Genomic DNA, 23,679 nt, shown 5'->3' with positions numbered 1-23,679 from the left:
TACGATCTACCTCTGCCAGCGGGTCAACAGTCGTAAATCGCCCAATTACAGGATCGTAGAAACGCGCGCCATAATCGCAGAGGGTAATTACTACCTATAAGTCCATCGGGGTGCCGAAAATCCGTTGTTGCAACCTACTAAAAATCCGATTTCTATTGTAACTATTAGTTAACCCAAATATGGGTCTTTCTGATAAATCAATCATTGAAAATTAAATAAACCTGTTATAGTTCCAACACTTCAATTAGTTATTAAGGGGCAAAATAGCGATAAAATCTCTATAGAAAAAAGTAGTTTGTTATTTTGTCGTGAAGGGATTAATATAGTCCTATCCTCATTTTAGCTGCCACGCTTTGCGGACGTTTATCTATTATTTGCTTTGCAAATGAAATGGCAATTTTATCGCTTAGTGGTTTCTCGGGTATCTGCTTGTAATAAAGCAAGTATTCAAGAATATCTATATTATCAGGATCGAGGCGGGAAGCTTGCAAACCATGATATAGCCCAATTGATTCGGCGTTCCTAATGTGATTAAGTGTAACACCCATTAATTTACTGATTAAGAAGTGTAGTTTTGAAGTTTCATGCTTGCAAAGCAGGTAATATAAAAAGGTATAAACCAATAAATTGCTTTCCTCTTTAACAGAGTCATAAGCTAATCTATTTATAATATCCTCCATTACATTAAAAGGCATCTCCATTAGTTTTTGTTCAAGCTTATCAAATTCTAATCCATTTAATAAATCGATATAAATACTTATCTCCATTTTATTTATCTGAAATTATCGCTTTTAAACTAATTGTTATTGATGTAATGATTAAACCTATAAATCCACCCGCTATTACTGTAACTATTACATTGCCATATTGATGATAAGAAAGCCCTGCCATTAACCTAACTGCAAGTATGATAATGGATATAACAAATATTTGAACCCAAAAAACTACGACATGACGGTTCTTTTTGGGATTACCTAATGGCAAAGTGTAAACAGCCAATACAATAACTATTACTCCGATTACTGAACTCCCATGCTGAATGACTTTATAAACGAATAGCTGGTGTTCTCCTAAGTGTATTGTATAGGATAGGGCTGGCATCATTGTCACAAAATAGCCATTCGGATGTGTAAATCCGTCCCAAAGAATATGTGATGCAGCCCCAATTAAAATAGAAAGAACAACAATTAGTAAGTATTGTAAAAATGAGCCCTGTTTATCTACGCCTCTAAACCTTGAAAACCGTCGATTTAATGCTACTGGCAGATTTAAAATAACCCTATCCTTAATTAGTATCTGATAAACAAAGATTATTACCAAACCTAACGGCAGATCAAACCAAAACAATCCTGCCCATGTGTGGCTATAAATGCTTTTAACCCTCATGCGTATAAAATACTCGAAATCAGGTATCATACTCCCAATTATTAGACCTGTTAATGAAACCCACCGTTTAGGTAAATATCTAAATGGTAATACAATAGCAGGATGGGAAAATGTAAAAGGCATAGTTCTTACTTTATAGGCAAAAAAAAAGCCGGATTAATATCCAGCCTTTGTTATGATTTTCAAATGTTTTATTTCTTATTTTGACCAGGCAATCCCACTCTTTGAAGGGTTTGTGTGGCTTCTTCTAATTTTTTGATAAAAAACGGCTCATTGGCGTGACTTTTAACATAATCGCTAACAGTCCCCGGACCAAAACCTTTTATCGTTTTCAATTTTTTCTCTAATGTAGGCATACTTACTCCTTTCATATCGTAATTCAAATATAATTAATTACTTCTGTCTTACCAAAAAAGCTTCGTAATTGAAAGTGTTGGGCTTAAACGCGTGACAAGTATCAAGGCTTGCCCCTCATTTTCCTCAAACTGTCTGCCTCACTTTCTAATTGTTTAATCCTTAATTCTGTTGCCTGTATTTCCAGGTAACGAGCAATGCTGTCTGTCCGATATTGATTTATAGCTGGTACATTTAGGCTGTCCAGTTGGCTTTGCAATCTCTGCCTTTTAATGCTGTCCGCGATCAAATAGTTCCAGTACCACGCTTTACGGAAACGGTTGGTCTGACTATCCTTATACCAATTGTGGAAGCCGAACCAACTGACGAGGCCAACAACGATAGCTATAGCAGTTAAATACATACTGCGCTTAGCCATCGTTTTTAAAAAGCCCTTTCCGGCATCCTCCGGCAACACCAAAATCTTGTTTTTGGAAAATACACTATTCAAGGCCTGTAATACCGCCGTTCTCGTATCAGTTACGCCTTCACTGGCGATCCTGGATAGGTGAATAGTGCTTGGCGCAGGTACGGTAACTTCGATCTTCTGATACTTCTGCTCAAAGCCGCTTATCAGCTTCTTAGTTTCCTTGTCTTTTTCAATAATGATTTGGTCTTTCTGCTCGATCTGCTGTTGTTGCTCTTTTATAAAGGTTTTGATCTCCTTTAAGTCTGTGGCGTGCTCGTTCAACACGGATGTTAAGGTGATCTCATCCATTGGTGTTTCTTCATTTGGTTTCATGATGCTATCATTAATTTTTACTAATTCTGTTCATAGTTAAATAAGTGCAGGTTAACGGCCGATGCTCGGAGTATGCTGCCGTGTTTGCTGTTTCTCCTTTTCCTGCTGTTGGTGCTTTTTCAATTCCTCCTGCTGCTGCCTTAGTAATTGCGCCTGCCTGTTTTGTTCCTGTTGCTGTAAAAGCTGTTCCTGTTTGAGCTTCTTCTCAATATCCATCAGGGCGTAGCCAACCTGGCTGCCTTTAAAGCGGACGTGCTGTGCATCCGTAAAAGCGATACCCCGGCCTAACTCTACCTCATAGCCTTGCTTCTCCATATACTTTTTGACCTGCTGTACATCGGTACTTTGTTTGATCGCTGTTTGCAGATGCTTTTTCAAAGCTTCCTTGCGGTTGTCAACACGCTGGCTTTGCGCGACCCTTTGCTCCGGCTTCAAAAACTTGTTCGGGCTTAACACCTGCTCTAATTTGTATTCCAATTCCATCTTTCGGGCAAACTCGGCAACATGCTTATAGCTGTTGCTGTCACTGGCTGTCTTGCCGTCAAAGCCGATGCGATTTGCTACTACGTGCATGTGCTCATGGTTTGTGTCCTTGTGCGCCACCACCACATACTGGTGATCTTTAAAATCAAACTTTTCCGCAAGTTTTTCCACCATGTCGATCTTATCCTGCAAGCCTAACTTACCCGCATCGCTGTGGGCAAAGCTTAAAGAAAAATGATATACAGGTTTAGACTGATCGGGGTTTAATTTGGCTACTTCGATCATTTCCCGCACCAGTTCGAGCCGTGTGCCGAAGCACTGGTTATAGGCGATAACCTCCACCTGCTTCTTTTCAAGTTCCTGCATTTGCAGTTCTTTACTTTCCTGTCGCCTGCCCTCAAAGAGGTAATGCAGCACGCCCCGGAAACTCTTACCTGTACCGACTTTTCCGATCATGATACATAGGCGTTAATGTTCTTAATTAAGCTCCGCAGGCTTCGCACCTCCTGGTCGAGCAAAGCCCGTTCCATTGCATTCAAGTGATCGCCCCGGTTGCGCCTCCTGGCAATTTGGTTGAGGTTGGCGGCAATGTGATTGAGCGTACCGCGCATTTCCAAAACCGGCTTGGGCAGTGTCTTGACCCTGACCTCTATCCGCGTATTCAATCCCAGGTTCCGCAGGAAAACGGATGCGTTCATGCCTGCGCGTTTCGCGTTGGCCTCAATGACTTTTTTTTCGATGAGCGTACACATTACGCTCACATTACTGCGCCGCTTATGCGGTACGCTCGGGCGGCCGCCTTTGTTCACCCGGCCCACCGGGGCCGGGTCTTTTGTACTTGTTGTCTTTTTAACTGCACTTTCCATCAGCTTCAATTCGTTAAAAAATCCTCGAAAAAATCCCCCCGAATGCGATAGCATGAGCGGGGGCCAGCAAGTTTCGGCATGGCCGAAACATAGCTGGCTCCGCTTACAGGCCAAGGGCCTGTTCCGCTATCTGTATATATGGCGATAGCCATATATACAGAGGTGCTGCCCCGCCAAAAGCGGCCTGCCGCTTTCGCGGTTCTTCGATAATCGCTCTTGCGATTATCGGACTGTTTAAACGGCGGCACCAAAGGTGCCGCCCGTTCTTTCCGGCGGTTGCCGCCGGTACTGCTTAACACCCGCTTGCGGGTGCCGGGCGTTCAGCATACCGCCTGCGGTATTGCTAATCTGCCCGTTGTTCTTTTAGATGCAAGCATCTTTGGGTGCTGCATTTGGTGCTGCAATTTTAGCCTGACCAATCGGGCCAGTAAACCAAGCTGCCTTTTGTCGGATGGTAGGAGGGCTGATAACGGATGTAACCAAACTCATCCAGTTCCCTGATGCACTTGTGATAGGTCGCTACTGATGCGATGCGGCTGTAAGCCATTAGCGTTTTCCGGTTAACGGGAAACGGATCTTCAAATCCGCTCCGCTGCCAGCAAACGAACAGGCCCGCAAACAGGCTTACATGAGTAGCCAGTATTCTGCTGTCTGCGCTCATGCGCCTGACCCATCGGCTATAGTCGGCTGCTTCCTGTTGGATTGCTGTCGGTATCATGATTGGCCTCCCTCTAATAGCTTGGTGATGTCCTCCAATTTGTAATAGATCATCCCGCCGATCTTGGTATAACGGAGCGTTCCGTTAATCCTTAAATTTTGCAGGGTGCCCGGTGAGATGTTCAGTAGCTTACGTACTTCTGCGCTTTTAAGCCATTGTTTAGCTTGCCCTTGTTCCGGTTTAACAAGCTGTTTGATCTCCGTTAATAATTCACTTTTAAATTGTTTTAAATCTTCCCTGGTCACGATTTCAATTGCTGTCATAGCTGATATATGTTGATGATGAATAATCCTTGTGCAAATTTGTACAAGTCATGTTTTATTGCTTGGTGACTTGTATGGGGTGTCCCCTAATTTTGTCTGTAAGCGCCTGGTTTACAATGATGGTTTGCCTCCTTTCTTAACCTTACTGTTTTGCTGCATGATTTCCAGCACTTCGCTCTTTTTGAAATAAACCCGTTTATGCAGGCGCAAAAAGGGCAGGCCCTTTTTCATCCAATCGGTCAATGTCACGAGCGACACGCCTAAATCGGCGGCAAGTTCCTGTTTGGACAATAGCCGTTCTTCGGCTGCCCGGCCAGGGCTGCCCGCTGTTTTAAAATGTTGTTGTAGTTCTGCCCTTACTGCATCCTTGACGCACTGGCTAAGGGCTTGTTCGTTGAAAATTTCCATAGCCTTTGTTTTGGAACAAAAGAATGCTATGGAACTGTCTTTTTGTTACCATGACGACTGCGTGGTAAATTTGAAGGGGTTTGGATATACCTGAAGCAGAGTATTAAAATACTCTATATCAATTTGATACAGAACTATTGCTTTTGAAGATGCCGATCAGCAACATAAAGGGTTATTTGCCCTTTTTTTTCGGTGTTATTGTGTAAAGTCTGTGTTTTGCGGGTATTTCATTCTCCCGTTTTAGTAAATCTTTAGGATCAAGGCCTCGCAAATAATACCTTAATTTGTCTACTTTAATTTCTTTTAGTTGACCTGTGTTTTCTTCATCAATCTCCCTAAAGTACTTGCTGATCATCTTTGCCCAGGTGTTCTGTGCAGGCGTGATCAACAATTCTTCACCATCCGTGGCTTTGAGTTCCTGCATTTGTATGCAGAGATCAAGTACAGCCAACCCCTGACCATCTCTGACGATAATATAACCGTCCCACTGGCGGGCCTCTTTCAGTTCCGCTGTTAAGTCTGCCACCTGTTGTTTAAGCGTAATGATTTCAAACTCTTGCTGTGCAATGACCGTATCGTTGGATTTGTGAATATTCCAGCGGTCAACAGAGATCAGCATGTCGGTAAATAGATTAAGCTGCCTGATCTGCCGCTCGTTTTCGATGTGGTCTTTATCGTAAATGTTTTTTCCCATTAACACTTTTAATTGCCTTTCGATCAAACCCCATAAATATTTAAAGAAAATCTCTTCACTGCCATCGGTATGTTTTGCCAAGTAATAAGCCAGGTGGCGTTGGTAAAATTCTTCAATGCGGTCTTCACTGATCGCAAACACCCTTTTAAAAAGGTGCTTCAAAAAATGCTTACGATCCCATTGCAAGGGATTACCAATGTCCAGCGTATCCTTTGAAAAATCAAAACGATCACGCGGTTTAAAATAGGTGACGCTCATAAGCAGATAGTTTAATCAAAAATAAAGCTTTATTATAAATAACAGAAAAGCAACAAGGGCGGCCAAATCAATGACCGCCCTTGTTAGACAAAATAGAAAAAGAAGCCTGTTACACCGCTGAATACTTTTGCCTTAGCAAAGCCATATCCGCACCAACTTTAATATCCAGTATCTTAGCATAATGCTGCGTGGTTTGGATATTGGTGTGGCCTAACATCTTGGACACGCTTTCAATCGGTACACCATTTAAAAGCGTTACGGTCGTTGCAAATGTGTGGCGGGCAATGTGGAAGGTGATGGGTTTATTAATGCCGCATACGTCCGCTATTTCCTTTAAGTAGCTATTCATTTTCTGATTGCTCAACACCGGTAAAACGCGCCCGCTGTTCTCGCAATGCGGGTGATCGGCATAACGTTGTATCAAAGTCATAGCTGTTGGCAATAATGGGATGCGTGATGGCACATCGGTTTTTAGCCTGTTGATTGAAAGCCATTTTTCGCCATCCACACCGGTTACAATTTCCCACCTGCGTAACTTCTTCACATCAGCATAAGCCAAACCGGTAAAACAGCAAAAAAGGAAAATATCACGCACCTGTGTCAAGCGGTCTGTGGCCATATCCTTAGCAGACATTTCCTGTAGTTCTTCGGTTGTTAAATAAACCCGGTCAACGGTTTTGATCTTGTTCTTATAGTTTAAGAATGGGTTATAGGTGAGCCAGCGATTAGCCAGGCAAATGCGGATGATCTTGCCAAAATTCTTAATGTACTTAACAGCGGAATTATTAGCACATTTTCTTTCGGAGCGCAAATAAAATTCATACTCCGTAATAAAGGCGTGGTCAACCTGCTTAATGTCAATATCGGTCAAGTTATACTTCCACTTTAAAAAGTTCTGCGTATGCTTTAAAGAGGTTTTATAGCGGCACAATGTACCTTTGGTGTATTCCTTACCTAACAGGGCTTCCATCTTTTGATTATGCTCCTTAAAGATGGCGATCAGAGAGCGGGGCTTTTCGGTCTTGCCCATAAACTTATTACGGATGGTTTCGGCAGTAATAAGCACGTCCGTTTCGGTTAACTGGCGGTGAGCCTCATACACTTTACTTTGCAGGTCGTCTAAATAAGCGTTAAAGGATTTTACATCTTCCTTAGTACCTTTTTGGCGGCCAGCAGCACTGTTCCATTGGGTTGGCTCACATTCACGGCCAGACGGCGTCTCGGAACGTTTACCGTTTACAGTAATGCGCACCCATACCGGCATGGGGCCGCTTACATAGTTTTTTGGCTTTCTGATGTAGAATAACAAACTGAATTTAGTTTTCATAATAATAACATTAAAAGTGAAACAAAACTAAGTCTGCAATTAACTTTTGTCAAGATGTTCAATGATTGAACATGCTGATAATCAAAGCAATATATCAAATTCGGTGCGTAGGGTATAACTGGAAATTGACGCACCGAAATACGCACTTTTTTGTTGCTAATTGGTGCATAAATTGGGGGTTTGGCACCAAAAGAAAAGCCTGCAATCATTTGATTTGCAGGCTTTTAGCTGTTTTTGACAGGGTTATTCGCGGAGAGCTAGGGATTCGAACCCCAGGAACCTTTCACAGTTCAACAGTTTTCAAGACTGCCGCAATCGACCACTCTGCCAGCTCTCCGGCGACAAAAGTACAAATCCCGACTGAATTAGCAAATCTGTTTACTGTTTTTTTTCAATTATTTAATATTGGGAAATAAGCGTTTGACGCTCAGTTGGTTAATTTTTTGGAGCGTCTGTTTTTTTACTCCGAAAGGTGTTATGAAGGGGTTTTACGATACGAATGTTGCGTTTTGAAAGCTCAATACTGGCGTTTAATTCAAATCCGATGAGCAAAATTAGCGAATTGAGGTACATCCAGATCATCACTACGATGATGGTTCCAATGGAGCCGTACACTTTGTTGTATGATGAAAAATGGTTAATATAATAGGAAAACCCTATTGAGGTTAATATAGCTAAACCAGTGGCCAGAACAGAGCCCGGGTTAATGAATTTCCACCTTTTTTTGTGAGCCGGTCCGTACCTGTATAAGATAGATACCGTTACAAAAAATATGATGATGATAACTAACCAGCTCAGTACCAAACCAAGTAAGGAATACAACCAGATGATGCTTTTACTGATCAAATGTCGCCTGATGAATTTTATGGCCGTTTGTCCTGCCACAAGTATACCTATGGCTATGACAAGGGCAAAACTGATGGCAATGGTAAGCAGAAGCGCTACCCCCCGTCTTTTTATCCAGCTGCGTCTGTCTTTAAGCAGCGACGATTTATTAAAAGCTTTCATGAGGTTAGTTACCCCATTGGTAGCAAAATATAGTGTAGATAAGAAGCCTAATGATAATAACTTGCCATTTTGGTTCTTGATGATATCAATGAGAGTGTCCCTGAATGCCAGGTAGGCGTTTGTAGGCAAAATGGTTGATAGTATCCGCAATAATTCAACCTGGAAGTGATTTATAGGAATATAAGGTATCAGGGTGCACAAAAATATAGTTGCCGGGAATATAGCCAGCATAAAGCTGTACGCTAATGACGATGCCCGGTTAACCAATGAACTGTTGGCAATTTCCTTGTAAAAAAAAACAATAACTGTATACAAGGGCAGGGGGCGGAAACCCGGCAGGATGATAGCTTTTGTCCAGTCAACAAAGTACCTGTAAAACCCAAACCGGAGCAAAAAATGGTGCAGCCATCTCATTAAACCAAATCTACTTAAAAAACGGTACTAATTTATCAATGAAATCCTGTGGGGGCAGGCAGGGTCGGTTTGTTTTCATGTTGATGAATACCAGCAATGTTTCGCCCTGATTGATGAGTTCACCTTTGGGGTTACTGAGTTCGTACCGGAAATGGATGCGGATGCCAGGCATTTTATCCATGATCACCTTTACGCTGATCTCCTCGTCATACAGGGCCGGTTTCAGGTATTTGCATTTCAATTCCAGCACAGGCATCATAATGCCCGATTGTTCCATGCCACTGTAAGTTAAACCCAGGCTGCGCAGCATTTCTACACGGCCAACTTCATAAAACTCGGCATAGTTGCCATAATACATATAGCCCATCTGGTCGGTTTCGCCATACCTGACACGTATTTTAGTAGTATGCTCAAACATTAGCGCATGATGTTTCGCTCGTTAAGCGCCTGCTGAAATTTATGCGCGTTCACCAAATGATCGGTCACGTTGGTGGCAAAGGCATGATAGCCCGAAAAATCGGCCTTGGCACACATATAAAGGTAGTCGTTCTTTTGATAGTTCAATACCGCTTTTACCGCGGCAACCGATGGCATCATGATAGGTCCTGGAGGTAAGCCTTTATGCAAATAAGTATTGTATGGTGAATTATATGACAGATAACGGGTTAATACGCGCTTAATAGTAAAATCATTCAGGGCAAAGATTACGGTAGGATCTGCGTCCAGTGTCATACCTTTTTTAAGCCTGTTGAGGTATAAACCGGCTACAGCGGGCATTTCGTCGTCATGCAGCGCTTCGGCGTCTACAATGGAGGCTAAAATAGATACCTGGGGCAGTGTTAGATTAAGCGCTGCAGCTTGTTGTTTACGCTCCGGTGTCCAGAATTTTTCATAGTTGGCATACATCTTTTCAAAAAATTTCTCGGGCGATGTATTCCAGTACAATTGATAGGAGTTGGGCATAAACATGGTATACACATTATCGGCAGTAAAACCATATTTAGACACATAGCTTGCAGAATCCAACAGGTTGATTATGGCCGTTGAATCGGGCTCGATCTTTTTGGATACGAAACCGGCAAACTGCTCTTTTTGCCTTAAACCATGAAACTCCAGCTGAACAGGCTCCTGTGTGCCCGATGCCAGCATATTGATGAGTTTGCGGTTACCCATACCCTGACGCAAATGGTAACGGCCCGGTTTTATCCGTTTAGGATAGTTCATATTTACAGCCGCCCAGTTAAACGAGGCTGTATCTTTCACCAGATCCTGCTCCTGTATGGTTTTTAATACCTGGTCATAAGTAGCGCCGGTATGTATATACAGGTATTCTTGTTTGCCCGTAACGTTGGGGCCAAAGTATTTTAAGTAATAATTGAAACCGGTAAAGCCCAGCAGTACAATAATAACGAGCACCAGGGCTATGATGAATTTTTTGAGTATACCCTTTGACGGCGCTTTTTGTTCAGTCATGATAAATAGATATTTATTTTATAGAATCAAGATATAGAGTCAGGAATCAAGATGAAAAAAGTCTTGCTGATTGTAAAAACCTCATCGTTTGAAATATTAAAACCTGGGCAAAATTAACCCATTACTATTGTTTTTCTTAATTCTTGACTCTAATATCTTGATTCTTGATTTAATTATTTTAGTTTTTGGAGGGCTATCAATCCGCCGCTTAAATTTTTAACGTCAAGATAACCATTTTGCTGCAATATAGTTTGTGCTGTTTTACTGCGCAAACCAACTTTGCAAATAACGATGATCTCGTCTGTTTTGTTGTAGGGCCAGTCACTAATCACTTCTTCCAGTTTTGGTAAAGGAATATTGAGCCCACCTATATTGTAGGTATGGTATTCCATTGTCCCGCGCACATCTACCAGGTTCAAATGCTCACCATTATCCAGGCGGGCAAGCAACTCGGCAGCATTAATTTGTTGGGGCATCTGGCGTTTTGGTACCTTGAGTTACGGTTAAGTTGATACGTGTACCAATACTGGCTTTACTGGCCGAATCGGTTTTCATAGGGTACTGTGATACTACAACCACGTTGGTAGAGTCGGTAATGGTTCCCTGGTAAGTAATAGTACCAATAGTAAGGCCGGCTCCTTTGATAGCAAAACGAGCGGCGTCCAGATCAAGTTTAACCAGTTCGGGGATCTCTACTTCGCTTGCGCCTTCACCATCGCCCAAAACCAGGTCAATACGTGAGCCTTTGGGTATTTTGGTGCCTGCTTTGATCACCTGGCCGCCAAACCGCACTTCCAGGATACGGTCGCGAGCGATATCTGAGCGATAAGTTGTATCGCCAATTTTTAAACCATAGTTAGATAGGGTTGCCACCGCTTCGCGATAGCTGCTTTGTTCCAGATCTGGCAGCGAAATATTGGGAGCCTGCAGGGTAACCATGGTAAGGTAAATAACACGGCCATCCTTTACATTGGTGCCCGCGTCAGGATCCTGCTCCACAATAGTCCCCGGGGTTACATCCTGCACATAAACCGAGTCGATCTTATAATCAAAGCCCTGCTCTTTTAATGTGGCTGTAGCCCTGTCTATCAGCAGTCCTTTGAGTTTTGGTACAGGTATGCCGGCTCCGTGGTGAGTGTAGTATCCGAGGCTGTAAAAAGCTATTAAAACGATGACTATAACTGAAATAATAGCCATGATGATGTTATTGCGAAATGATTTTGTTTTTAAGTAAGCCCCAAATTTGCTCATTGGTATTGTAGTCAAATTAAGTATCAAACATAGTGATAATTTCGGAATTCGGATTTGGGATTTCGGATTTAAGGTTTGGCTATTTAGGAATTTTGATTTTCATTTTGGTATATTCCACACTATTATCCTAATTTCGGAATCGAAAAGGAGAGGCCTTCAAAAGGGATAAAATACAAAGTTCCAAATCAAAATAAATCCGAAATTGAACATCCGAAATCCGAAATCAAAATAAATCGAATATCCGATATCAGAAATGAAAAAAAACATAGCTCTTTTAGCCGGTGGTTTTACCGGTGAATATGAAGTATCCATAAACAGCGCCAGGAATATAGCGAACACGCTACCAGCCGAAAAATATCAAATTTATACCTTATTGATTAATCGCGACAGGTGGTTTTATGAATCGGAGAACGGTCCTATTGATGTAGATAAGAATGATTTTACCATCACACTGAACGGTGAAAAAATAAAATTTGATTTCGCGTTTATTACCATACATGGCACCCCCGGCGAGGACGGTAAGGTACAAGGCTATTTGGATATGCTGCGCATTCCATATAATACCTGCGATGCTACCACATCAGCTATCACTATGAATAAGGCCTATACCAAAACCCTGGTAAATGGCATACACGGTTTGCATACCGCTCATTCCATGCGCCTGTTTGAAAAGGATATGCATGATGTGGCCATTATTGCCGCTACACTGAAATTGCCATTGTTCATTAAACCGAATAACGGTGGTAGCAGCGTGGGCATGAGCAAGGTTTATAATGTGGCTGGCCTGCCCGATGCCTTAAACAAAGCCTTTCATGAAGATCAGCAGATCCTGGTGGAAGAGTTTATCAAAGGGCGTGAATTTAGTATTGGGATAGCCCGGCTGCATGGCAAAATAACAGTTTTACCTGCTACGGAGATCATTACCTCTAAAGACTTTTTTGATTATGAAGCCAAGTATACCTCGGGCGTAACTGAAGAAATAACCCCCGCCGACCTCACCGCTGAGCAAAACGAACGGATAGCCAATATTGTAACCGAAGTTTACAGTAGACTCAATTGTAAAGGCATGGTGCGGATAGATTTCATACTGCTGGAAGGTTCAAATGATTTTTATTTTATTGAAGTAAATACCACTCCGGGGCAATCGGCTGCCAGCCTGATACCACAACAAGTACGAGCAGCAGGTATGGATCTGGGTGAGTTTTACGGCGCGCTGATAGAAGAAGCTATTTGAGGGATTTCCGATTTCGGATGTTCGATTTCGGAATTTTTTCAGTAGAGACGCATCACATGCGTCTTTTTTATTTTTTATATCTTGTATGTAACATTGCTATCTTGTTCCTCATCAAACCATCAATGCTACAATTTAAAGAATTCAAAAAGTTATATGGAGGCTTTCCCGCACTGAAAGTTGATGAGCTTACAATTGACGATGGTATCTACTGGATAAAAGGAGTAAATGGATCTGGGAAAAGTACGCTGCTCAAATCTATAGCCGGTATATTATCTTTTGAAGGTGATATTTTGCTGGATAACAGCATTAGCATCAAAAAACAACCGGTTGAATACCGGAAACTGGTGAACTTTGCCGAGGCAGAACCCATATTTCCGGAATTTTTAACGGGGAAGGAATTGATAGCCCTGTTTGCACAAGCTAAAGACGCGGAGGCAGGGCAGGAGCAATATTATATAGATGCCATGCAGATGCAGGCTTATGTAAACCGACCGGTTGGTACGTACTCCAGCGGGATGCTTAAAAAACTATCGTTGGTATTGGCATTTATGGGGAAACCGAAATGGATACTGCTGGATGAGCCACTCATCACTATTGATACTGCTTCTTTAAAAATCTTGAATAGCTGGATAGCCGAACGTTACAACCAGGAGGGGACAAGTTTCCTGTTATCGTCGCACCAGGCATTGGAACATGCCGAACTGCCCATAACCCGCGAATTACTGGTAGAAGACCAAACCCTCAAATTTATTGCCTGATGCAGCAGCCACTCACCAAAGTATTGCTTAAAGTATTTGCCGGTGGCTTTTACCAGGTGCATGCCGGGATATTGTTTTTTGTGTTTTTTATAATGGTGGGTGCAGTACCCGGCAACATGCTGGTAAGCTACCATAAATCGTTAATGTTGGCCATGACCAGTAGTCCCATGATGTTGGCTTTGGTGCTGGCGGTATGGCTTATTTATATAGCCAAAAGCTGGCACTATGTAAGCATCCAGCTTTTTGCACCTGATAAGCAATTCCTGTTTTACAGTAGTACAGCATTAAGCCTCGTAGAACAACGTAAAAGTTGGTATTATACGCAGGCTGCCATTTTAGCGCCCATTATTATTTATGCGCTGATGGCTGTTGGGGTAGGGCTTGCACATCGTTTTTATATTTTACCTGCTGTGATCATCCTGTTTTTAAGTGTTATAATCTGGTGCAGCGCGGCTCTATACATGCGCGTGATGAATGGCCTGATCGACGGTAATAAACAATCGCTATTGCTCGGGTGGAGCAGCAAATGGCGCAAGCCTTATTTTAGTCTGTATGTGTATCACATATTTGACGATAAAAAAGTGTCTTATTTTATCACCAAAGGATTATCATGGTTGATCATCAGCGGGGTGTTTTATTTGTTTGCCGATGTAAGTACCGATACAAGGGTGGCAGGTATAGTCATACTGGCGGTGATCACGGCCCATGTAGTACTGATATTTGAAGAGCGCCGTTTTGAAGAAACCAAATTAAGCTTCGCCCGTAATTTACCTGTCAGCCGGTTCCGGTTGTTTTTAAACTTTGCCAGTGTTTATTTCTTTTTATTATTGCCAGAAAGTGTTTGGCTTTTCAGTAGATTTCACCCGCTGATGGCTGCTGAATTATTACTGGTGGGTTTAAGCATAGCCCTGTTGTTTCATAGCCTGCTATATTGGTTTGGCCTCAATATGGACAAATACCTGCAATGGATACTGGGCCTGTTCATGGTGTTGTTTTGGGTGATCATGTTCCGCCTGCTTTGGATACTGATCCCGTTGAACCTGGCTATTGCCTACTTGTTTTTCTACAATAACTATTATAGGTATGAGGGAGTCGTGAGTCGTGAGTCGTGAGTCGTGAGTCGTGAGTCGTGAGTCGTGAGTCGTGAGTCGTGAGTCGTGATAAAGTTGGTAAACAATTTAGTAAAAAAAATCCTGTAATCCTTTAATCAGGTGAATCAAGGTTCAGACAAAAACTCAAACTATCCACTCACTAATCACAATATTATATCAAATAATGCTCAATCACATCCTGCGGTATCTTAGCTCCGCGACCGGTAGCCATATCGATCATCACATAATCAAAATAACCATCGCAGCTTATTTTGCCGGTACCTTTATTGGTAATGGTAAATTGTACCCGACAGCCTTTTTCGTTTATGGTTTCGATGCCTGTTTTTACCACAAAGTAGTCGCCCATAGCCAGGGGGCGTTTATAATCCACATGGGCAATGCGTATCACCCAGCCAAAGCCACGCTCCATAAATTTCTCCATCGCCATGCCGTAGCAGCGCTCCATCTGATCATACCGGGCAGCCAGCACATAATCAAAATATTTGCTGTTATGCACATGCTGAAACATGTCAATATCATCGGGGCGTACACGGAGTTCAGTTTCAAAGGTGGAATACATAGTAAGTCAAAAGTAAAAATTCAAAAGTAAAAATTGAAAGTGGCATTTAAAACCAATATAAAACAAACAAGTTTAGTTCTCCGCGTTAGGGATTGCAGCGGATACCGGCTCAGAGCCTAAGGCCTGCAGGCGTATGAGCGGAAAGCCCGGGCCGCAGGCAACGCCCTCTTTATAGGTCAAAAGTTAAAATTCAAAAGTCAAAATAGTATGATGCGATGCCGAAAATTCGGCATGACTCCGAGATATATTATCTATTTAACTCATCCTATTTACTCACTTAACTAACCCAACCTAATCAACCAATCACTCATTTACTTATTCACCACATTCAACCTAATCACCCAATCCAACTCATTCAAGTTAATCAACCACTCACCAACCCATCAATATATTTTTACTTTTGAATTAAAACACTATCTTTGCACCCACAATTAATTAATCATTCACGCTTTAATATTATTCAAGTAATGTATTTAGGTAAAGAAGCAAAGGCAGAGATCTTTGCAAAACACGGTAAAGGTGCTACAGACACAGGTTCTGCAGAAGGACAGGTAGCATTATTCACCACCCGTATCGCTCACTTAACCGGGCACTTAAAAAATAACAAAAAAGACTTCTCTACTCAATTATCACTTCAAAAGTTGGTAGGTAAACGCCGTGCATTGCTGGCATACCTTTACAATAAGGATATTGAAAGGTATCGTGCTATCATCAAAGCGTTACAGCTTAGGGATATCATCAAATAAGTTTTTCAAGTTTTTCATAAAAAGCCGTCCGTATTATTCGGATGGCTTTTTTACTTTTGAACAAATATATACACACACATAAAAACCGATGCGTTCCGAAAGATGAAAAGCGCATCACAACAAAAACAAGATGAGTTTAAACGTAATTAAAAAGGTTATTGATTTAGGTGACGGCCGCACCATTGAGATCGAAACCGGTAAACTGGCCAAACAAGCCGATGGCTCTGTAGTGATTAAAATGGGTGATACCATGTTATTGGCTACTGTAGTATCATCACCGGAAGCGAAAGAGGGAGTTGATTTTTTACCCCTTTCGGTTGACTACCAGGAAAAATACGCTGCCACTGGTCGTATACCAGGTGGTTTTTTACGCCGCGAAGCCCGTTTATCAGACTATGAGGTATTGATCTCCCGTTTGGTTGACCGTGCTTTGCGCCCTATGTTTCCCGAAGATTATCACGCTGATACACAAGTGATGATCTCTTTAATATCTGCCGATAAAGATATTATGCCTGATTGCCTTGCCGGTTTGGCAGCATCTGCAGCCTTGTCGGTTTCTGATATCCCTTTTAACGGCCCTATCTCTGAAGTTCGTGTAGCTAAAATTGATGGTCAGTTAGTGATTAACCCAACCCTGAGCCAGCTGGAGAATGCAACTTTAGAATTTATTGTTGCAGGTTCTGAGCATGACATCAACATGGTTGAAGGTGAATCAAAAGAAATTCAGGAAGCTGAATTGGTTGAAGCTATTAAATTCGCGCACACTGCTATTAAATTACAGTGTTTAGCTCAAAAAGAGTTAACCGCCGAAGTTGGTAAAACTCAAAAACGTGTTTACAGCCATGAGAACAGCAACGAAGAGCTGAAAAAAGCTATCTACGCTGCTACTTACGACCAGGTTTACGCTATCGCTTCTTCTGCATCGGCAAAAGACGAGCGCAGCGCTAAATTTAAAGAAGTACGTGACGCTTATATCGAAACTTTAGGTGAGATAGATGATGTGACTAAATTCCTGGCCAAAAAATATTACCACGATGTGGAGTATGACGCTATCCGTAACCTGGTATTAGACGAAGGCAAACGTTTAGACGGTCGTACAACTACTCAGATTCGCCCGATATGGAGCGAAGTTGGTTATTTACCATCTGCTCATGGTTCGGCAGTATTTACCCGTGGCGAAACACAATCATTAACAACAGTTACCTTAGGTGCTAAGGATGATGAGCAAATGATTGATGGCGCTTTCATCAACGGATACCAGAAATTCCTGTTACACTACAATTTCCCTGGTTTCTCAACAGGCGAGGTTCGTCCTAACCGTGGTGCTGGTCGCCGCGAAATTGGTCACGGTAACCTGGCTATGCGTTCATTGAAGCAAGTATTGCCTTCTGAGGACGAAAATCCATATACCATTCGTATTGTTTCTGATATTCTGGAGTCAAACGGTTCATCATCAATGGCAACAGTTTGTGCCGGTACATTGGCACTAATGGATGCAGGTGTAAAAATTAAAGAGCCAGTATCAGGCATCGCGATGGGATTAATCACCAACGAAATGGGTACCAAATATGCTATCCTTTCTGATATTTTGGGTGATGAGGATCACTTAGGTGATATGGACTTTAAAGTAACTGGTACCAAAAACGGTATTGTTGCTGTACAAATGGACTTGAAGATCAACGGCCTTTCATACGAAGTGTTAACCAACGCTTTGAACCAGGCTAAAGATGGTCGTTTACATATCCTTGGCGAAATGGCTAAAACCATTACTCAGCCACGTGAAGATTACAAACCACACGCTCCGCGTATTGTTACCATCAAGATCGACAAAGAATTTATCGGCGCGGTTATCGGGCCCGGTGGTAAAATTATCCAGGAAATGCAGCGCGAAACAGGTGCTACCATTTCTATTGAAGAAAAAGACAACCAGGGTATTGTTCAGGTATTTGCCGATAACAAGGCTTCTATCGATGCAGCTTTAACCCGTATCCGTAACATCGCTTCTAAACCAGAAGTTGGTGAGATATACGAAGGTAAAGTAAAATCAATTATGCCGTTTGGCGCATTTGTTGAAATTATGCCTGGTAAAGATGGTTTATTGCACATTTCTGAAATTGATCACCGTCGTATTGAAACGATGGATGGCATATTCCAGATTGGTGACGAGGTAAGGGTTAAATTGCTTGATGTAGATAAGCAAGGAAAACTAAAACTTTCAAGAAAAGTTTTATTGCCAAAACCAGAAGCCCCAAAGGCTAATTAATTATTGAATTTAGCATGCAAAACCCTCGTAAAGAGGGTTTTGTTATTTAGCCTGTTTTGTTGACGTTTTTTTGAAAAAAAATTAAAACAAAACAGGCTTATTTGAACTTTAGTAAAGTTGAGAGATAGTTGATAAAACCATACAGTCCGATCCTGCTTGATAAAAAACATGACTTCTTCTGCTAATGATCCTTTAGATTTTCTAAATAACAATCCGCATGGGATACAGTCGGGGGCGCAAACCGACCTTGTGCAGTTGTTGTTATATGAGATCATCAGGGTCAAAGATCTCATTGTATATTACGACTCCATCCCCAACGGAGGCGGTCAATTGGGCTCATCTATCCTGAACGAACTGGTATCCGAAGCATACAGCTCCCTGGTCAATTATGATACCGTGCTCATGAAAAAATACTACGACTTGTTGCTTAACTGCGATTAAGCCTCCCCGAGCCCCTAAAGAGGGAGGATTGATTATCCTTTGAATTTTCTTGTTCTATATTATTTGTCATTCCTCTCCACGCGTCATTGCGAGCGAAGAGTGGCAATCCCCAATTAGTAGGGGGCGCTCTGTAAGTAGGGGATTGCCACGCTTCGCTCGTGACGAATTAGTATACGAAATATCATAAATCGTAAAACTTTACATAAATTTTATAACTCAGCCTTCAGAGCCCCGGAGGGATTATTATATTTGCATATGAACCATCTGATAGCACCATCAATATTAGCTGCCGACTTTGCTAACCTGCAACGCGATCTGGAATTGATCAATAGCAGCGATGCTGATTGGGTGCATGTTGATATTATGGACGGTATGTTTGTGCCCAACATATCATTTGGTTTCCCGGTAGTTAGTGCCACAAAAAAACACGCCACTAAACCACTGGATGTTCATTTAATGATTGTTGATCCCGATCGGTACCTAAAAGCTTTTAAAGATGCCGGTGCCGATGGTATGACGGTACATTATGAGGCTTGTCCGCATTTACACCGCACCATACAGGCCATTAAGGAGCTGGGATGCAGGGCAGGAGTGGCCCTTAATCCGCATACCCCGGTTACATTGCTACAAGACATTATTGCCGATCTTGACCTGGTGCTGATCATGTCTGTAAACCCCGGTTTTGGCGGGCAAAAGTTTATTGACAATACTTATAAAAAGCTGCATGACCTTAAAGAGCTGAGCTGCGACAAAAATCCGAACCTGTTTATTGAGGTTGATGGCGGCGTTGATCAGCATAATATCCAAAAATTGGTTGATGCCGGCGCCAATGTGTTGGTTGCAGGCAGTTCTGTGTTTTCGTCGGCCAGTCCCTCGGCCGCCATATCTCACCTTAAATACCCCGAAAAGTTATTACAATTGTAATAAATTCTACGAAGTCAGTAGGATAAATTACAAATTTGCAATCAAAGGGCCTTTTGTTGATTAATTGTATATTTTTTCAAAAAATGCAAATAATCTCTATAAATTTTGTCAAATTAATTAACTTCGGCCCAACTAAATACGAAGTTCCTAATCGTGTATTCAGAACCTACAATTTGTTAACTATATGAAACATAATTTTGGTGCCGGACCAGGCATTTTACCTCAGGAAGTTTTAAAACAAGCTGCTGAGGCGGTAATTGATTTGAATGGTATAGGATTGTCATTATTGGAGATCTCACACCGTTCAAAAGAATTTGAGGCAGTTTTAGATGAAGCTGTTAGTTTGGTGAAGGAGTTATTCAGCGTTCCTGAGGGTTATTCGGTACTGTTTTTACAAGGCGGCGCCAGCACACAGTTTGCTTTGGCTCCTTATAACCTGTTGCCATCAACCGGTAAAGCCGCGTACCTGGAAACAGGCGTATGGGCCAACAAAGCTTTAAAAGAAGCTAAATACTTTGGCGAGGTTGAAATTGTGGCTACTTCAAAAGAGAGCAATTTTACTTACATTCCTAAGGATTATACTATTCCTGCGGATGCCGCTTATTTCCACATCACTTCCAACAATACTATTTACGGTACGCAATTACAGGAATTCCCTAAATCGCCAATACCGGTGGTTTGTGATATGTCCTCAGATATTTTCAGCCGTAAAGTTAACGTGGCCGATTTTGGTTTGATCTACGCCGGTGCTCAGAAAAACATGGGTCCTGCCGGTGTAACCCTGGTTATTGTTAAGGATGATATTTTAGGCAAAGTTGACCGTAAGATCCCGTCTATGTTTAACTACCAGACTCAAATTGAAGGTGGTTCCATGTACAATACCCCTCCATGTTTCGCTATTTACGTATCTATGTTAACGCTTAGATGGTTAAAAGCAAAAGGTGGTGTGGCTGCTATTGAGCAGGAAAACATTACCAAAGCACGCGTATTATATGATGCTATCGACGCTAATCCGTTATTCAAGGCGGTAGCTGCTCCGGAAGATCGTTCAAACATGAATGTATGCTTTGTAATGGAAAACCCTGAGCTGGAAAAACCTTTCCTTAAACTATGCGACGAAAGAGGCATAATAGGTATAAAAGGTCACCGCAGCGTAGGTGGTTTCCGTGCCTCAATTTATAACGCATTGCCTTTAAGCAGCATTTTAGTGCTGATTGATGTAATGAACGAGTTTGCAGAAAGTAATAAATAATTTAGTGAATAGTGAGTTGAGAATGGTGAGTAGTTTACTGCTATTTAACCATTCACTACTCACCACTCACCACTCACACAAAAGACATGATCAAAATATTAGCTAACGATGGTATAGATCCAATTGGAAAGAAACTTTTGGAAGATGCCGGATTTTTTGTTGATACCAACAATATACCTCAGGATGAATTGCCTGAAAAATTAAAAGAATATGATGCCATCACCGTGCGCAGCGCAACCAAAGTTCGCAAGGCTTTAATTGACGCTGTACCTAATTTAAAAGTAATAGGTCGTGGTGGTGTTGGTATGGATAATATCGATGTAGAATACGCCCGGGAGAAAGGTTTAAGCGTTTATAACACACCTGCCTCTTCTTCATTATCTGTTGCCGAACTGGTATTTGCCAGTTTATTTGGCGCTGTACGTTTTTTGCATGACAGCAACCGCAAAATGCCGGTTGAAGGTGCTGCAAAATTCAACGATCTGAAAAAAGCTTATGCCAAAGGTATCGAGCTGCGTGGTAAAACATTAGGTATTGTAGGTTTTGGCCGTATTGGCAGAGAGGTAGCAAAAATTGCTATCGGCGTTGGTATGGATGTGTTGGCTTATGATCTTTTTGAATTTAACCCTGAGCTGGATATCGTTTTAGGTGGCGGTACTACTGTAAAAGCAGCCGTAAAAAAAGCAACGCTTGATGAAGTGATTAAAACAGCCGACTTTATTACACTGCACACACCGTTCATCGATAAAGCTCTTTTAGGCGCCGAAGAATTGGCTCAAACCAAAAAAGGTGTAGGCCTGGTAAACATTTCACGCGGCGGCTTAATTGACGAACTGGCCCTGATTGACGCTTTAAACAGCGGACAGATTTCATTCGCGGCTCTTGACGTATTTGATAACGAACCAACTCCTCGCGAAGAAATATTAAAACATCCTAAAATTTCCCTTACCCCGCATATTGGCGCTGCCACTAACGAGGCCCAGGAACGTATAGGTGTTGAACTGGCCAATCTGATCATTGACCATTTCAAAAAATAAAAAGTAAATACGAGGTTTACAATTAACACAAATAGCCGGGATCTGTAAATGATTCTGGCTATTTTGTTTTATAAGGTATGATTTTAGCTTTCTGAAGCAGCATATGTGGGTAAGCCACATTCTGTCAAATGAAAGGGCGAATCAATATTAATAATGAAACTTGGCTTATAGTTGATAGGTTACATCCTTCTCTGGAATAGTAACCGTATAGCCACTCTGCTTTAGGTCGTTAGCCAGTAACTGCATGCTCTGGGTTTCGCCATGTACCAGAAAAACGCTTTTGAGTTTTGATTTGTCCTGCTGCTTTACGTTCTCCATCAGGTCGTTATGATCGCCATGGGCACTCAGTACGTCGGTCTGTTTAATGGTGGCATAAACGGCCAGTTCGCGATCTTTAATGTGCACAATGGAGTCGCCTCGTAATAAACGGTGACCTAAAGTACCTTTGGCACAATAGCCTATAAAGAGGATGGTGCAGTAGTAATTTTGGATATTATAAAAAAGATGATCCTGGATACGGCCACCCTCCAACATTCCTGCCGAAGAAATAATAATGCAAGGCTCATAATAATTGGAGATCTGGCGGCTATCCTTTAAATTCTCTACATACGTAAGGTTTTCGAATTCAAATTCATCGCCTTTATTCTTGTAAAAATCCTGGGCATCCTGGTTTACCAGGCTATGGTATTTCCTGAAAATGCCGGTGGCCATAGTAGCCATTGGGCTATCTACAAATACTTTAACCGGAGGGAGAAGTCCTTCACTGAAGATTTTATTGAGCGAATAAACCAATGATTGGGTACGACCGATACTAAACGCTGGTATAATTAACCGCCCTTGTTCTTTGACACAAGCCTTATCAATAACCTCTATCAGGGTTTGCTCAACAGACTTATCTTTGGTATGATAGCGACCGCCATAGGTTGATTCAGAAACCAGGTAATCAACTGGAGGTAATTCCTGCGGATCGTTTAACACTGGGTAGTTTTTGCGGCCGATGTCACCGGTAAAAGCGATAGATTTTTCTTCACCATTTTCGATAACACGCAACACCGCTGATGCAGCACCCAGTAGGTGCCCAATCGGTATAAAAGTAAGCTCAATATTGCCGTTGATGCGGAAAGGCCGGTTAAAACCTATAGTAACAAAGCGGTCGACGGTATCCATTACATGCTTTTGCAGGTAAAGTGGTTGAGGACCTCCACCGCTATTAAATTTACCTTTACCGCGCTTCCTGCTGCCTTTATTGGCCTTATTCATGAAGATACTAACTGAGTCAAGCAATAAAAGCTCAGTCAGGTCGGCAGTAGGTGGAGTACATAGGATCTGTCCATTAAAACCCATTCTGATGAGTGTTGGCAAATTGCCTGAGTGATCAATATGCGCGTGCGTTAATATCACTACATCGATCTCCTCCGGGCGAAACGGAAAGTTCTCGTTATCCTGTATGCTGCGGTCTTTCTCGTAATCTAACCCGCAATCCACTAAAATCTTATATCGGTCAACTTCCAGCAAATGCATGCTGCCTGTTACCTGCCGGGCTGCCCCGTGTATGGTTAATTTCATTTTATGTTATACGTTGTACGTATGACGTTGTACATTTTTGTGTGTAATATAATAATTGAAAAGGCTATTTAAAAAGTCTAACGTGTTATGTAAAACGTCTAAC

28 protein-coding genes and 1 tRNA gene are annotated in these 23,679 nt (G+C 42.0%); 9 read left to right on the top strand and 20 right to left on the bottom strand.

Annotated elements, in window-relative coordinates; translation table 11 throughout:
• Positions 1-317: 317 nt before the first annotated feature.
• From AB6735_RS09720 to AB6735_RS09635, 18 genes are all read right to left on the bottom strand, one after another.
• Complete coding sequence (locus AB6735_RS09720; RefSeq protein WP_370995732.1) at positions 318-767, bottom strand: hypothetical protein; 450 nt, start codon at positions 765-767, stop codon at positions 318-320.
• A 1-nt stretch (position 768) separates the two neighbouring features.
• Positions 769-1,509 (bottom strand): DUF4184 family protein, encoded by a 741-nt coding sequence (locus tag AB6735_RS09715; RefSeq protein ID WP_370995731.1) that lies wholly within the window; start codon positions 1,507-1,509, stop codon positions 769-771.
• Positions 1,510-1,577: 68 nt separating this feature from the next.
• On the bottom strand, positions 1,578-1,757 hold the full coding sequence (locus AB6735_RS09710; RefSeq protein WP_370995730.1) for a hypothetical protein: 180 nt from the start codon (positions 1,755-1,757) through the stop codon (positions 1,578-1,580).
• Positions 1,758-1,843: 86 nt separating this feature from the next.
• Entirely contained in the window at positions 1,844-2,521 is a 678-nt protein-coding gene (locus AB6735_RS09705; RefSeq protein WP_370995729.1) for a hypothetical protein, read from the bottom strand.
• Positions 2,522-2,572: 51 nt separating this feature from the next.
• The gene (locus AB6735_RS09700) at positions 2,573-3,460 is read right to left on the bottom strand and encodes a relaxase/mobilization nuclease domain-containing protein (protein WP_370995728.1); all 888 of its coding nucleotides are present in this window, start codon (positions 3,458-3,460) and stop codon (positions 2,573-2,575) included.
• On the bottom strand, positions 3,457-3,870 hold the full coding sequence (locus tag AB6735_RS09695; protein ID WP_370995727.1) for a hypothetical protein: 414 nt from the start codon (positions 3,868-3,870) through the stop codon (positions 3,457-3,459). The genes AB6735_RS09700 and AB6735_RS09695 overlap by 4 nt, the downstream gene beginning before the upstream one ends.
• Before the next feature lie 5 nt (positions 3,871-3,875).
• The gene (locus AB6735_RS09690; protein WP_370995726.1) at positions 3,876-4,169 is read right to left on the bottom strand and encodes a hypothetical protein; all 294 of its coding nucleotides are present in this window, start codon (positions 4,167-4,169) and stop codon (positions 3,876-3,878) included.
• Between the two features lie 107 nt (positions 4,170-4,276).
• Positions 4,277-4,588 carry a hypothetical protein gene (locus AB6735_RS09685; protein ID WP_370995725.1) on the bottom strand — a complete coding sequence of 104 codons (312 nt, stop codon included), beginning with the start codon at positions 4,586-4,588 and terminating at the stop codon, positions 4,277-4,279.
• Entirely contained in the window at positions 4,585-4,851 is a 267-nt protein-coding gene (locus tag AB6735_RS09680; RefSeq protein ID WP_121198987.1) for a helix-turn-helix domain-containing protein, read from the bottom strand. The genes AB6735_RS09685 and AB6735_RS09680 overlap by 4 nt, the downstream gene beginning before the upstream one ends.
• Before the next feature lie 111 nt (positions 4,852-4,962).
• On the bottom strand, positions 4,963-5,259 hold the full coding sequence (locus tag AB6735_RS09675; RefSeq protein ID WP_370995724.1) for a helix-turn-helix domain-containing protein: 297 nt from the start codon (positions 5,257-5,259) through the stop codon (positions 4,963-4,965).
• Positions 5,260-5,431: 172 nt separating this feature from the next.
• Positions 5,432-6,211 (bottom strand): hypothetical protein, encoded by a 780-nt coding sequence (locus AB6735_RS09670; protein ID WP_370995723.1) that lies wholly within the window; start codon positions 6,209-6,211, stop codon positions 5,432-5,434.
• A gap of 109 nt (positions 6,212-6,320) precedes the next feature.
• Entirely contained in the window at positions 6,321-7,538 is a 1,218-nt protein-coding gene (locus tag AB6735_RS09665) for a site-specific integrase (protein WP_370995722.1), read from the bottom strand.
• Positions 7,539-7,788: 250 nt separating this feature from the next.
• Positions 7,789-7,875, bottom strand: a tRNA-Ser gene (locus AB6735_RS09660).
• 98 nt (positions 7,876-7,973) lie between these two features.
• Complete coding sequence (locus AB6735_RS09655; protein WP_370995721.1) at positions 7,974-8,960, bottom strand: YihY/virulence factor BrkB family protein; 987 nt, start codon at positions 8,958-8,960, stop codon at positions 7,974-7,976.
• 10 nt (positions 8,961-8,970) lie between these two features.
• Positions 8,971-9,378: an acyl-CoA thioesterase gene (locus AB6735_RS09650; protein ID WP_370995720.1), complete on the bottom strand. Its 408-nt coding sequence runs from the start codon at positions 9,376-9,378 to the stop codon at positions 8,971-8,973.
• A complete protein-coding gene (gene mltG, locus AB6735_RS09645; protein WP_370995719.1) occupies positions 9,378-10,433 on the bottom strand; it encodes an endolytic transglycosylase MltG in 1,056 nt (351 codons plus the stop codon). The genes AB6735_RS09650 and mltG overlap by 1 nt, the downstream gene beginning before the upstream one ends.
• A gap of 173 nt (positions 10,434-10,606) precedes the next feature.
• On the bottom strand, positions 10,607-10,909 hold the full coding sequence (locus AB6735_RS09640; protein ID WP_370995718.1) for a rhodanese-like domain-containing protein: 303 nt from the start codon (positions 10,907-10,909) through the stop codon (positions 10,607-10,609).
• Positions 10,893-11,630, bottom strand: a complete 738-nt coding sequence (locus tag AB6735_RS09635) for a PASTA domain-containing protein (RefSeq protein ID WP_370995717.1) — start codon at positions 11,628-11,630, stop codon at positions 10,893-10,895. The genes AB6735_RS09640 and AB6735_RS09635 overlap by 17 nt, the downstream gene beginning before the upstream one ends.
• 307 nt (positions 11,631-11,937) lie before the next feature.
• Between AB6735_RS09635 and AB6735_RS09630 the strand changes: the two genes are divergently transcribed.
• From AB6735_RS09630 to AB6735_RS09620, 3 genes are all read left to right on the top strand, one after another.
• Positions 11,938-12,918 (top strand): D-alanine--D-alanine ligase, encoded by a 981-nt coding sequence (locus AB6735_RS09630; RefSeq protein ID WP_370995716.1) that lies wholly within the window; start codon positions 11,938-11,940, stop codon positions 12,916-12,918.
• Positions 12,919-13,040: 122 nt separating this feature from the next.
• Complete coding sequence (locus AB6735_RS09625) at positions 13,041-13,676, top strand: ATP-binding cassette domain-containing protein (protein ID WP_370995715.1); 636 nt, start codon at positions 13,041-13,043, stop codon at positions 13,674-13,676.
• Positions 13,676-14,788: a hypothetical protein gene (locus tag AB6735_RS09620; RefSeq protein ID WP_370995714.1), complete on the top strand. Its 1,113-nt coding sequence runs from the start codon at positions 13,676-13,678 to the stop codon at positions 14,786-14,788. The genes AB6735_RS09625 and AB6735_RS09620 overlap by 1 nt, the downstream gene beginning before the upstream one ends.
• 151 nt (positions 14,789-14,939) lie before the next feature.
• Here the strand turns inward: AB6735_RS09620 and AB6735_RS09615 are convergent, their stop codons facing one another.
• The gene (locus AB6735_RS09615) at positions 14,940-15,347 is read right to left on the bottom strand and encodes an acyl-CoA thioesterase (RefSeq protein WP_370995713.1); all 408 of its coding nucleotides are present in this window, start codon (positions 15,345-15,347) and stop codon (positions 14,940-14,942) included.
• Positions 15,348-15,814: 467 nt separating this feature from the next.
• Between AB6735_RS09615 and rpsO the strand changes: the two genes are divergently transcribed.
• From rpsO to AB6735_RS09585, 6 genes are all read left to right on the top strand, one after another.
• A complete protein-coding gene (gene rpsO, locus AB6735_RS09610; protein WP_370995712.1) occupies positions 15,815-16,093 on the top strand; it encodes a 30S ribosomal protein S15 in 279 nt (92 codons plus the stop codon).
• A gap of 130 nt (positions 16,094-16,223) precedes the next feature.
• On the top strand, positions 16,224-18,356 hold the full coding sequence (pnp, locus tag AB6735_RS09605) for a polyribonucleotide nucleotidyltransferase (RefSeq protein WP_370995711.1): 2,133 nt from the start codon (positions 16,224-16,226) through the stop codon (positions 18,354-18,356).
• Between the two features lie 168 nt (positions 18,357-18,524).
• The gene (locus AB6735_RS09600) at positions 18,525-18,797 is read left to right on the top strand and encodes a hypothetical protein (RefSeq protein ID WP_370995710.1); all 273 of its coding nucleotides are present in this window, start codon (positions 18,525-18,527) and stop codon (positions 18,795-18,797) included.
• A 255-nt stretch (positions 18,798-19,052) separates the two neighbouring features.
• Complete coding sequence (rpe, locus tag AB6735_RS09595; protein ID WP_370995709.1) at positions 19,053-19,721, top strand: ribulose-phosphate 3-epimerase; 669 nt, start codon at positions 19,053-19,055, stop codon at positions 19,719-19,721.
• Positions 19,722-19,905: 184 nt separating this feature from the next.
• On the top strand, positions 19,906-20,973 hold the full coding sequence (gene serC / locus AB6735_RS09590) for a 3-phosphoserine/phosphohydroxythreonine transaminase (protein ID WP_090468040.1): 1,068 nt from the start codon (positions 19,906-19,908) through the stop codon (positions 20,971-20,973).
• Between the two features lie 86 nt (positions 20,974-21,059).
• Positions 21,060-22,010 (top strand): D-2-hydroxyacid dehydrogenase, encoded by a 951-nt coding sequence (locus tag AB6735_RS09585; RefSeq protein WP_370995708.1) that lies wholly within the window; start codon positions 21,060-21,062, stop codon positions 22,008-22,010.
• A gap of 165 nt (positions 22,011-22,175) precedes the next feature.
• On the opposite strand, the gene AB6735_RS09580 is transcribed toward AB6735_RS09585, so the two are convergent.
• On the bottom strand, positions 22,176-23,576 hold the full coding sequence (locus AB6735_RS09580; protein ID WP_370995707.1) for an MBL fold metallo-hydrolase: 1,401 nt from the start codon (positions 23,574-23,576) through the stop codon (positions 22,176-22,178).
• Positions 23,577-23,679: the final 103 nt, after the last annotated feature.

Source organism: Mucilaginibacter sp. RCC_168, from assembly GCF_041355315.1.
Lineage (GTDB): Bacteria > Bacteroidota > Bacteroidia > Sphingobacteriales > Sphingobacteriaceae > Mucilaginibacter.
Note: the sequence above shows the minus strand (reverse complement) of the source record. Positions and strands in the feature narration are given on the sequence as shown.

Bases quoted from the DNA above. Each gene is read 5' to 3' on its own strand.
- AB6735_RS09720 (WP_370995732.1), bottom strand. From the start codon at position 767: ATGGAGATAAGTATTTATATCGATTTATTAAATGGATTAGAATTTGAT.
- AB6735_RS09715 (WP_370995731.1), bottom strand. From the start codon at position 1,509: ATGCCTTTTACATTTTCCCATCCTGCTATTGTATTACCATTTAGATAT.
- AB6735_RS09710 (WP_370995730.1), bottom strand. From the start codon at position 1,757: ATGAAAGGAGTAAGTATGCCTACATTAGAGAAAAAATTGAAAACGATA.
- AB6735_RS09705 (WP_370995729.1), bottom strand. From the start codon at position 2,521: ATGAAACCAAATGAAGAAACACCAATGGATGAGATCACCTTAACATCC.
- AB6735_RS09700 (WP_370995728.1), bottom strand. From the start codon at position 3,460: ATGATCGGAAAAGTCGGTACAGGTAAGAGTTTCCGGGGCGTGCTGCAT.
- AB6735_RS09695 (WP_370995727.1), bottom strand. From the start codon at position 3,870: ATGGAAAGTGCAGTTAAAAAGACAACAAGTACAAAAGACCCGGCCCCG.
- AB6735_RS09685 (WP_370995725.1), bottom strand. From the start codon at position 4,588: ATGATACCGACAGCAATCCAACAGGAAGCAGCCGACTATAGCCGATGG.
- AB6735_RS09680 (WP_121198987.1), bottom strand. From the start codon at position 4,851: ATGACAGCAATTGAAATCGTGACCAGGGAAGATTTAAAACAATTTAAA.
- AB6735_RS09675 (WP_370995724.1), bottom strand. From the start codon at position 5,259: ATGGAAATTTTCAACGAACAAGCCCTTAGCCAGTGCGTCAAGGATGCA.
- AB6735_RS09670 (WP_370995723.1), bottom strand. From the start codon at position 6,211: ATGAGCGTCACCTATTTTAAACCGCGTGATCGTTTTGATTTTTCAAAG.
- AB6735_RS09665 (WP_370995722.1), bottom strand. From the start codon at position 7,538: ATGAAAACTAAATTCAGTTTGTTATTCTACATCAGAAAGCCAAAAAAC.
- AB6735_RS09655 (WP_370995721.1), bottom strand. From the start codon at position 8,960: ATGAGATGGCTGCACCATTTTTTGCTCCGGTTTGGGTTTTACAGGTAC.
- AB6735_RS09650 (WP_370995720.1), bottom strand. From the start codon at position 9,378: ATGTTTGAGCATACTACTAAAATACGTGTCAGGTATGGCGAAACCGAC.
- mltG (WP_370995719.1), bottom strand. From the start codon at position 10,433: ATGACTGAACAAAAAGCGCCGTCAAAGGGTATACTCAAAAAATTCATC.
- AB6735_RS09640 (WP_370995718.1), bottom strand. From the start codon at position 10,909: ATGCCCCAACAAATTAATGCTGCCGAGTTGCTTGCCCGCCTGGATAAT.
- AB6735_RS09635 (WP_370995717.1), bottom strand. From the start codon at position 11,630: ATGGCTATTATTTCAGTTATAGTCATCGTTTTAATAGCTTTTTACAGC.
- AB6735_RS09630 (WP_370995716.1), top strand. From the start codon at position 11,938: ATGAAAAAAAACATAGCTCTTTTAGCCGGTGGTTTTACCGGTGAATAT.
- AB6735_RS09625 (WP_370995715.1), top strand. From the start codon at position 13,041: ATGCTACAATTTAAAGAATTCAAAAAGTTATATGGAGGCTTTCCCGCA.
- AB6735_RS09620 (WP_370995714.1), top strand. From the start codon at position 13,676: ATGCAGCAGCCACTCACCAAAGTATTGCTTAAAGTATTTGCCGGTGGC.
- AB6735_RS09615 (WP_370995713.1), bottom strand. From the start codon at position 15,347: ATGTATTCCACCTTTGAAACTGAACTCCGTGTACGCCCCGATGATATT.
- rpsO (WP_370995712.1), top strand. From the start codon at position 15,815: ATGTATTTAGGTAAAGAAGCAAAGGCAGAGATCTTTGCAAAACACGGT.
- pnp (WP_370995711.1), top strand. From the start codon at position 16,224: ATGAGTTTAAACGTAATTAAAAAGGTTATTGATTTAGGTGACGGCCGC.
- AB6735_RS09600 (WP_370995710.1), top strand. From the start codon at position 18,525: ATGACTTCTTCTGCTAATGATCCTTTAGATTTTCTAAATAACAATCCG.
- rpe (WP_370995709.1), top strand. From the start codon at position 19,053: ATGAACCATCTGATAGCACCATCAATATTAGCTGCCGACTTTGCTAAC.
- serC (WP_090468040.1), top strand. From the start codon at position 19,906: ATGAAACATAATTTTGGTGCCGGACCAGGCATTTTACCTCAGGAAGTT.
- AB6735_RS09585 (WP_370995708.1), top strand. From the start codon at position 21,060: ATGATCAAAATATTAGCTAACGATGGTATAGATCCAATTGGAAAGAAA.
- AB6735_RS09580 (WP_370995707.1), bottom strand. From the start codon at position 23,576: ATGAAATTAACCATACACGGGGCAGCCCGGCAGGTAACAGGCAGCATG.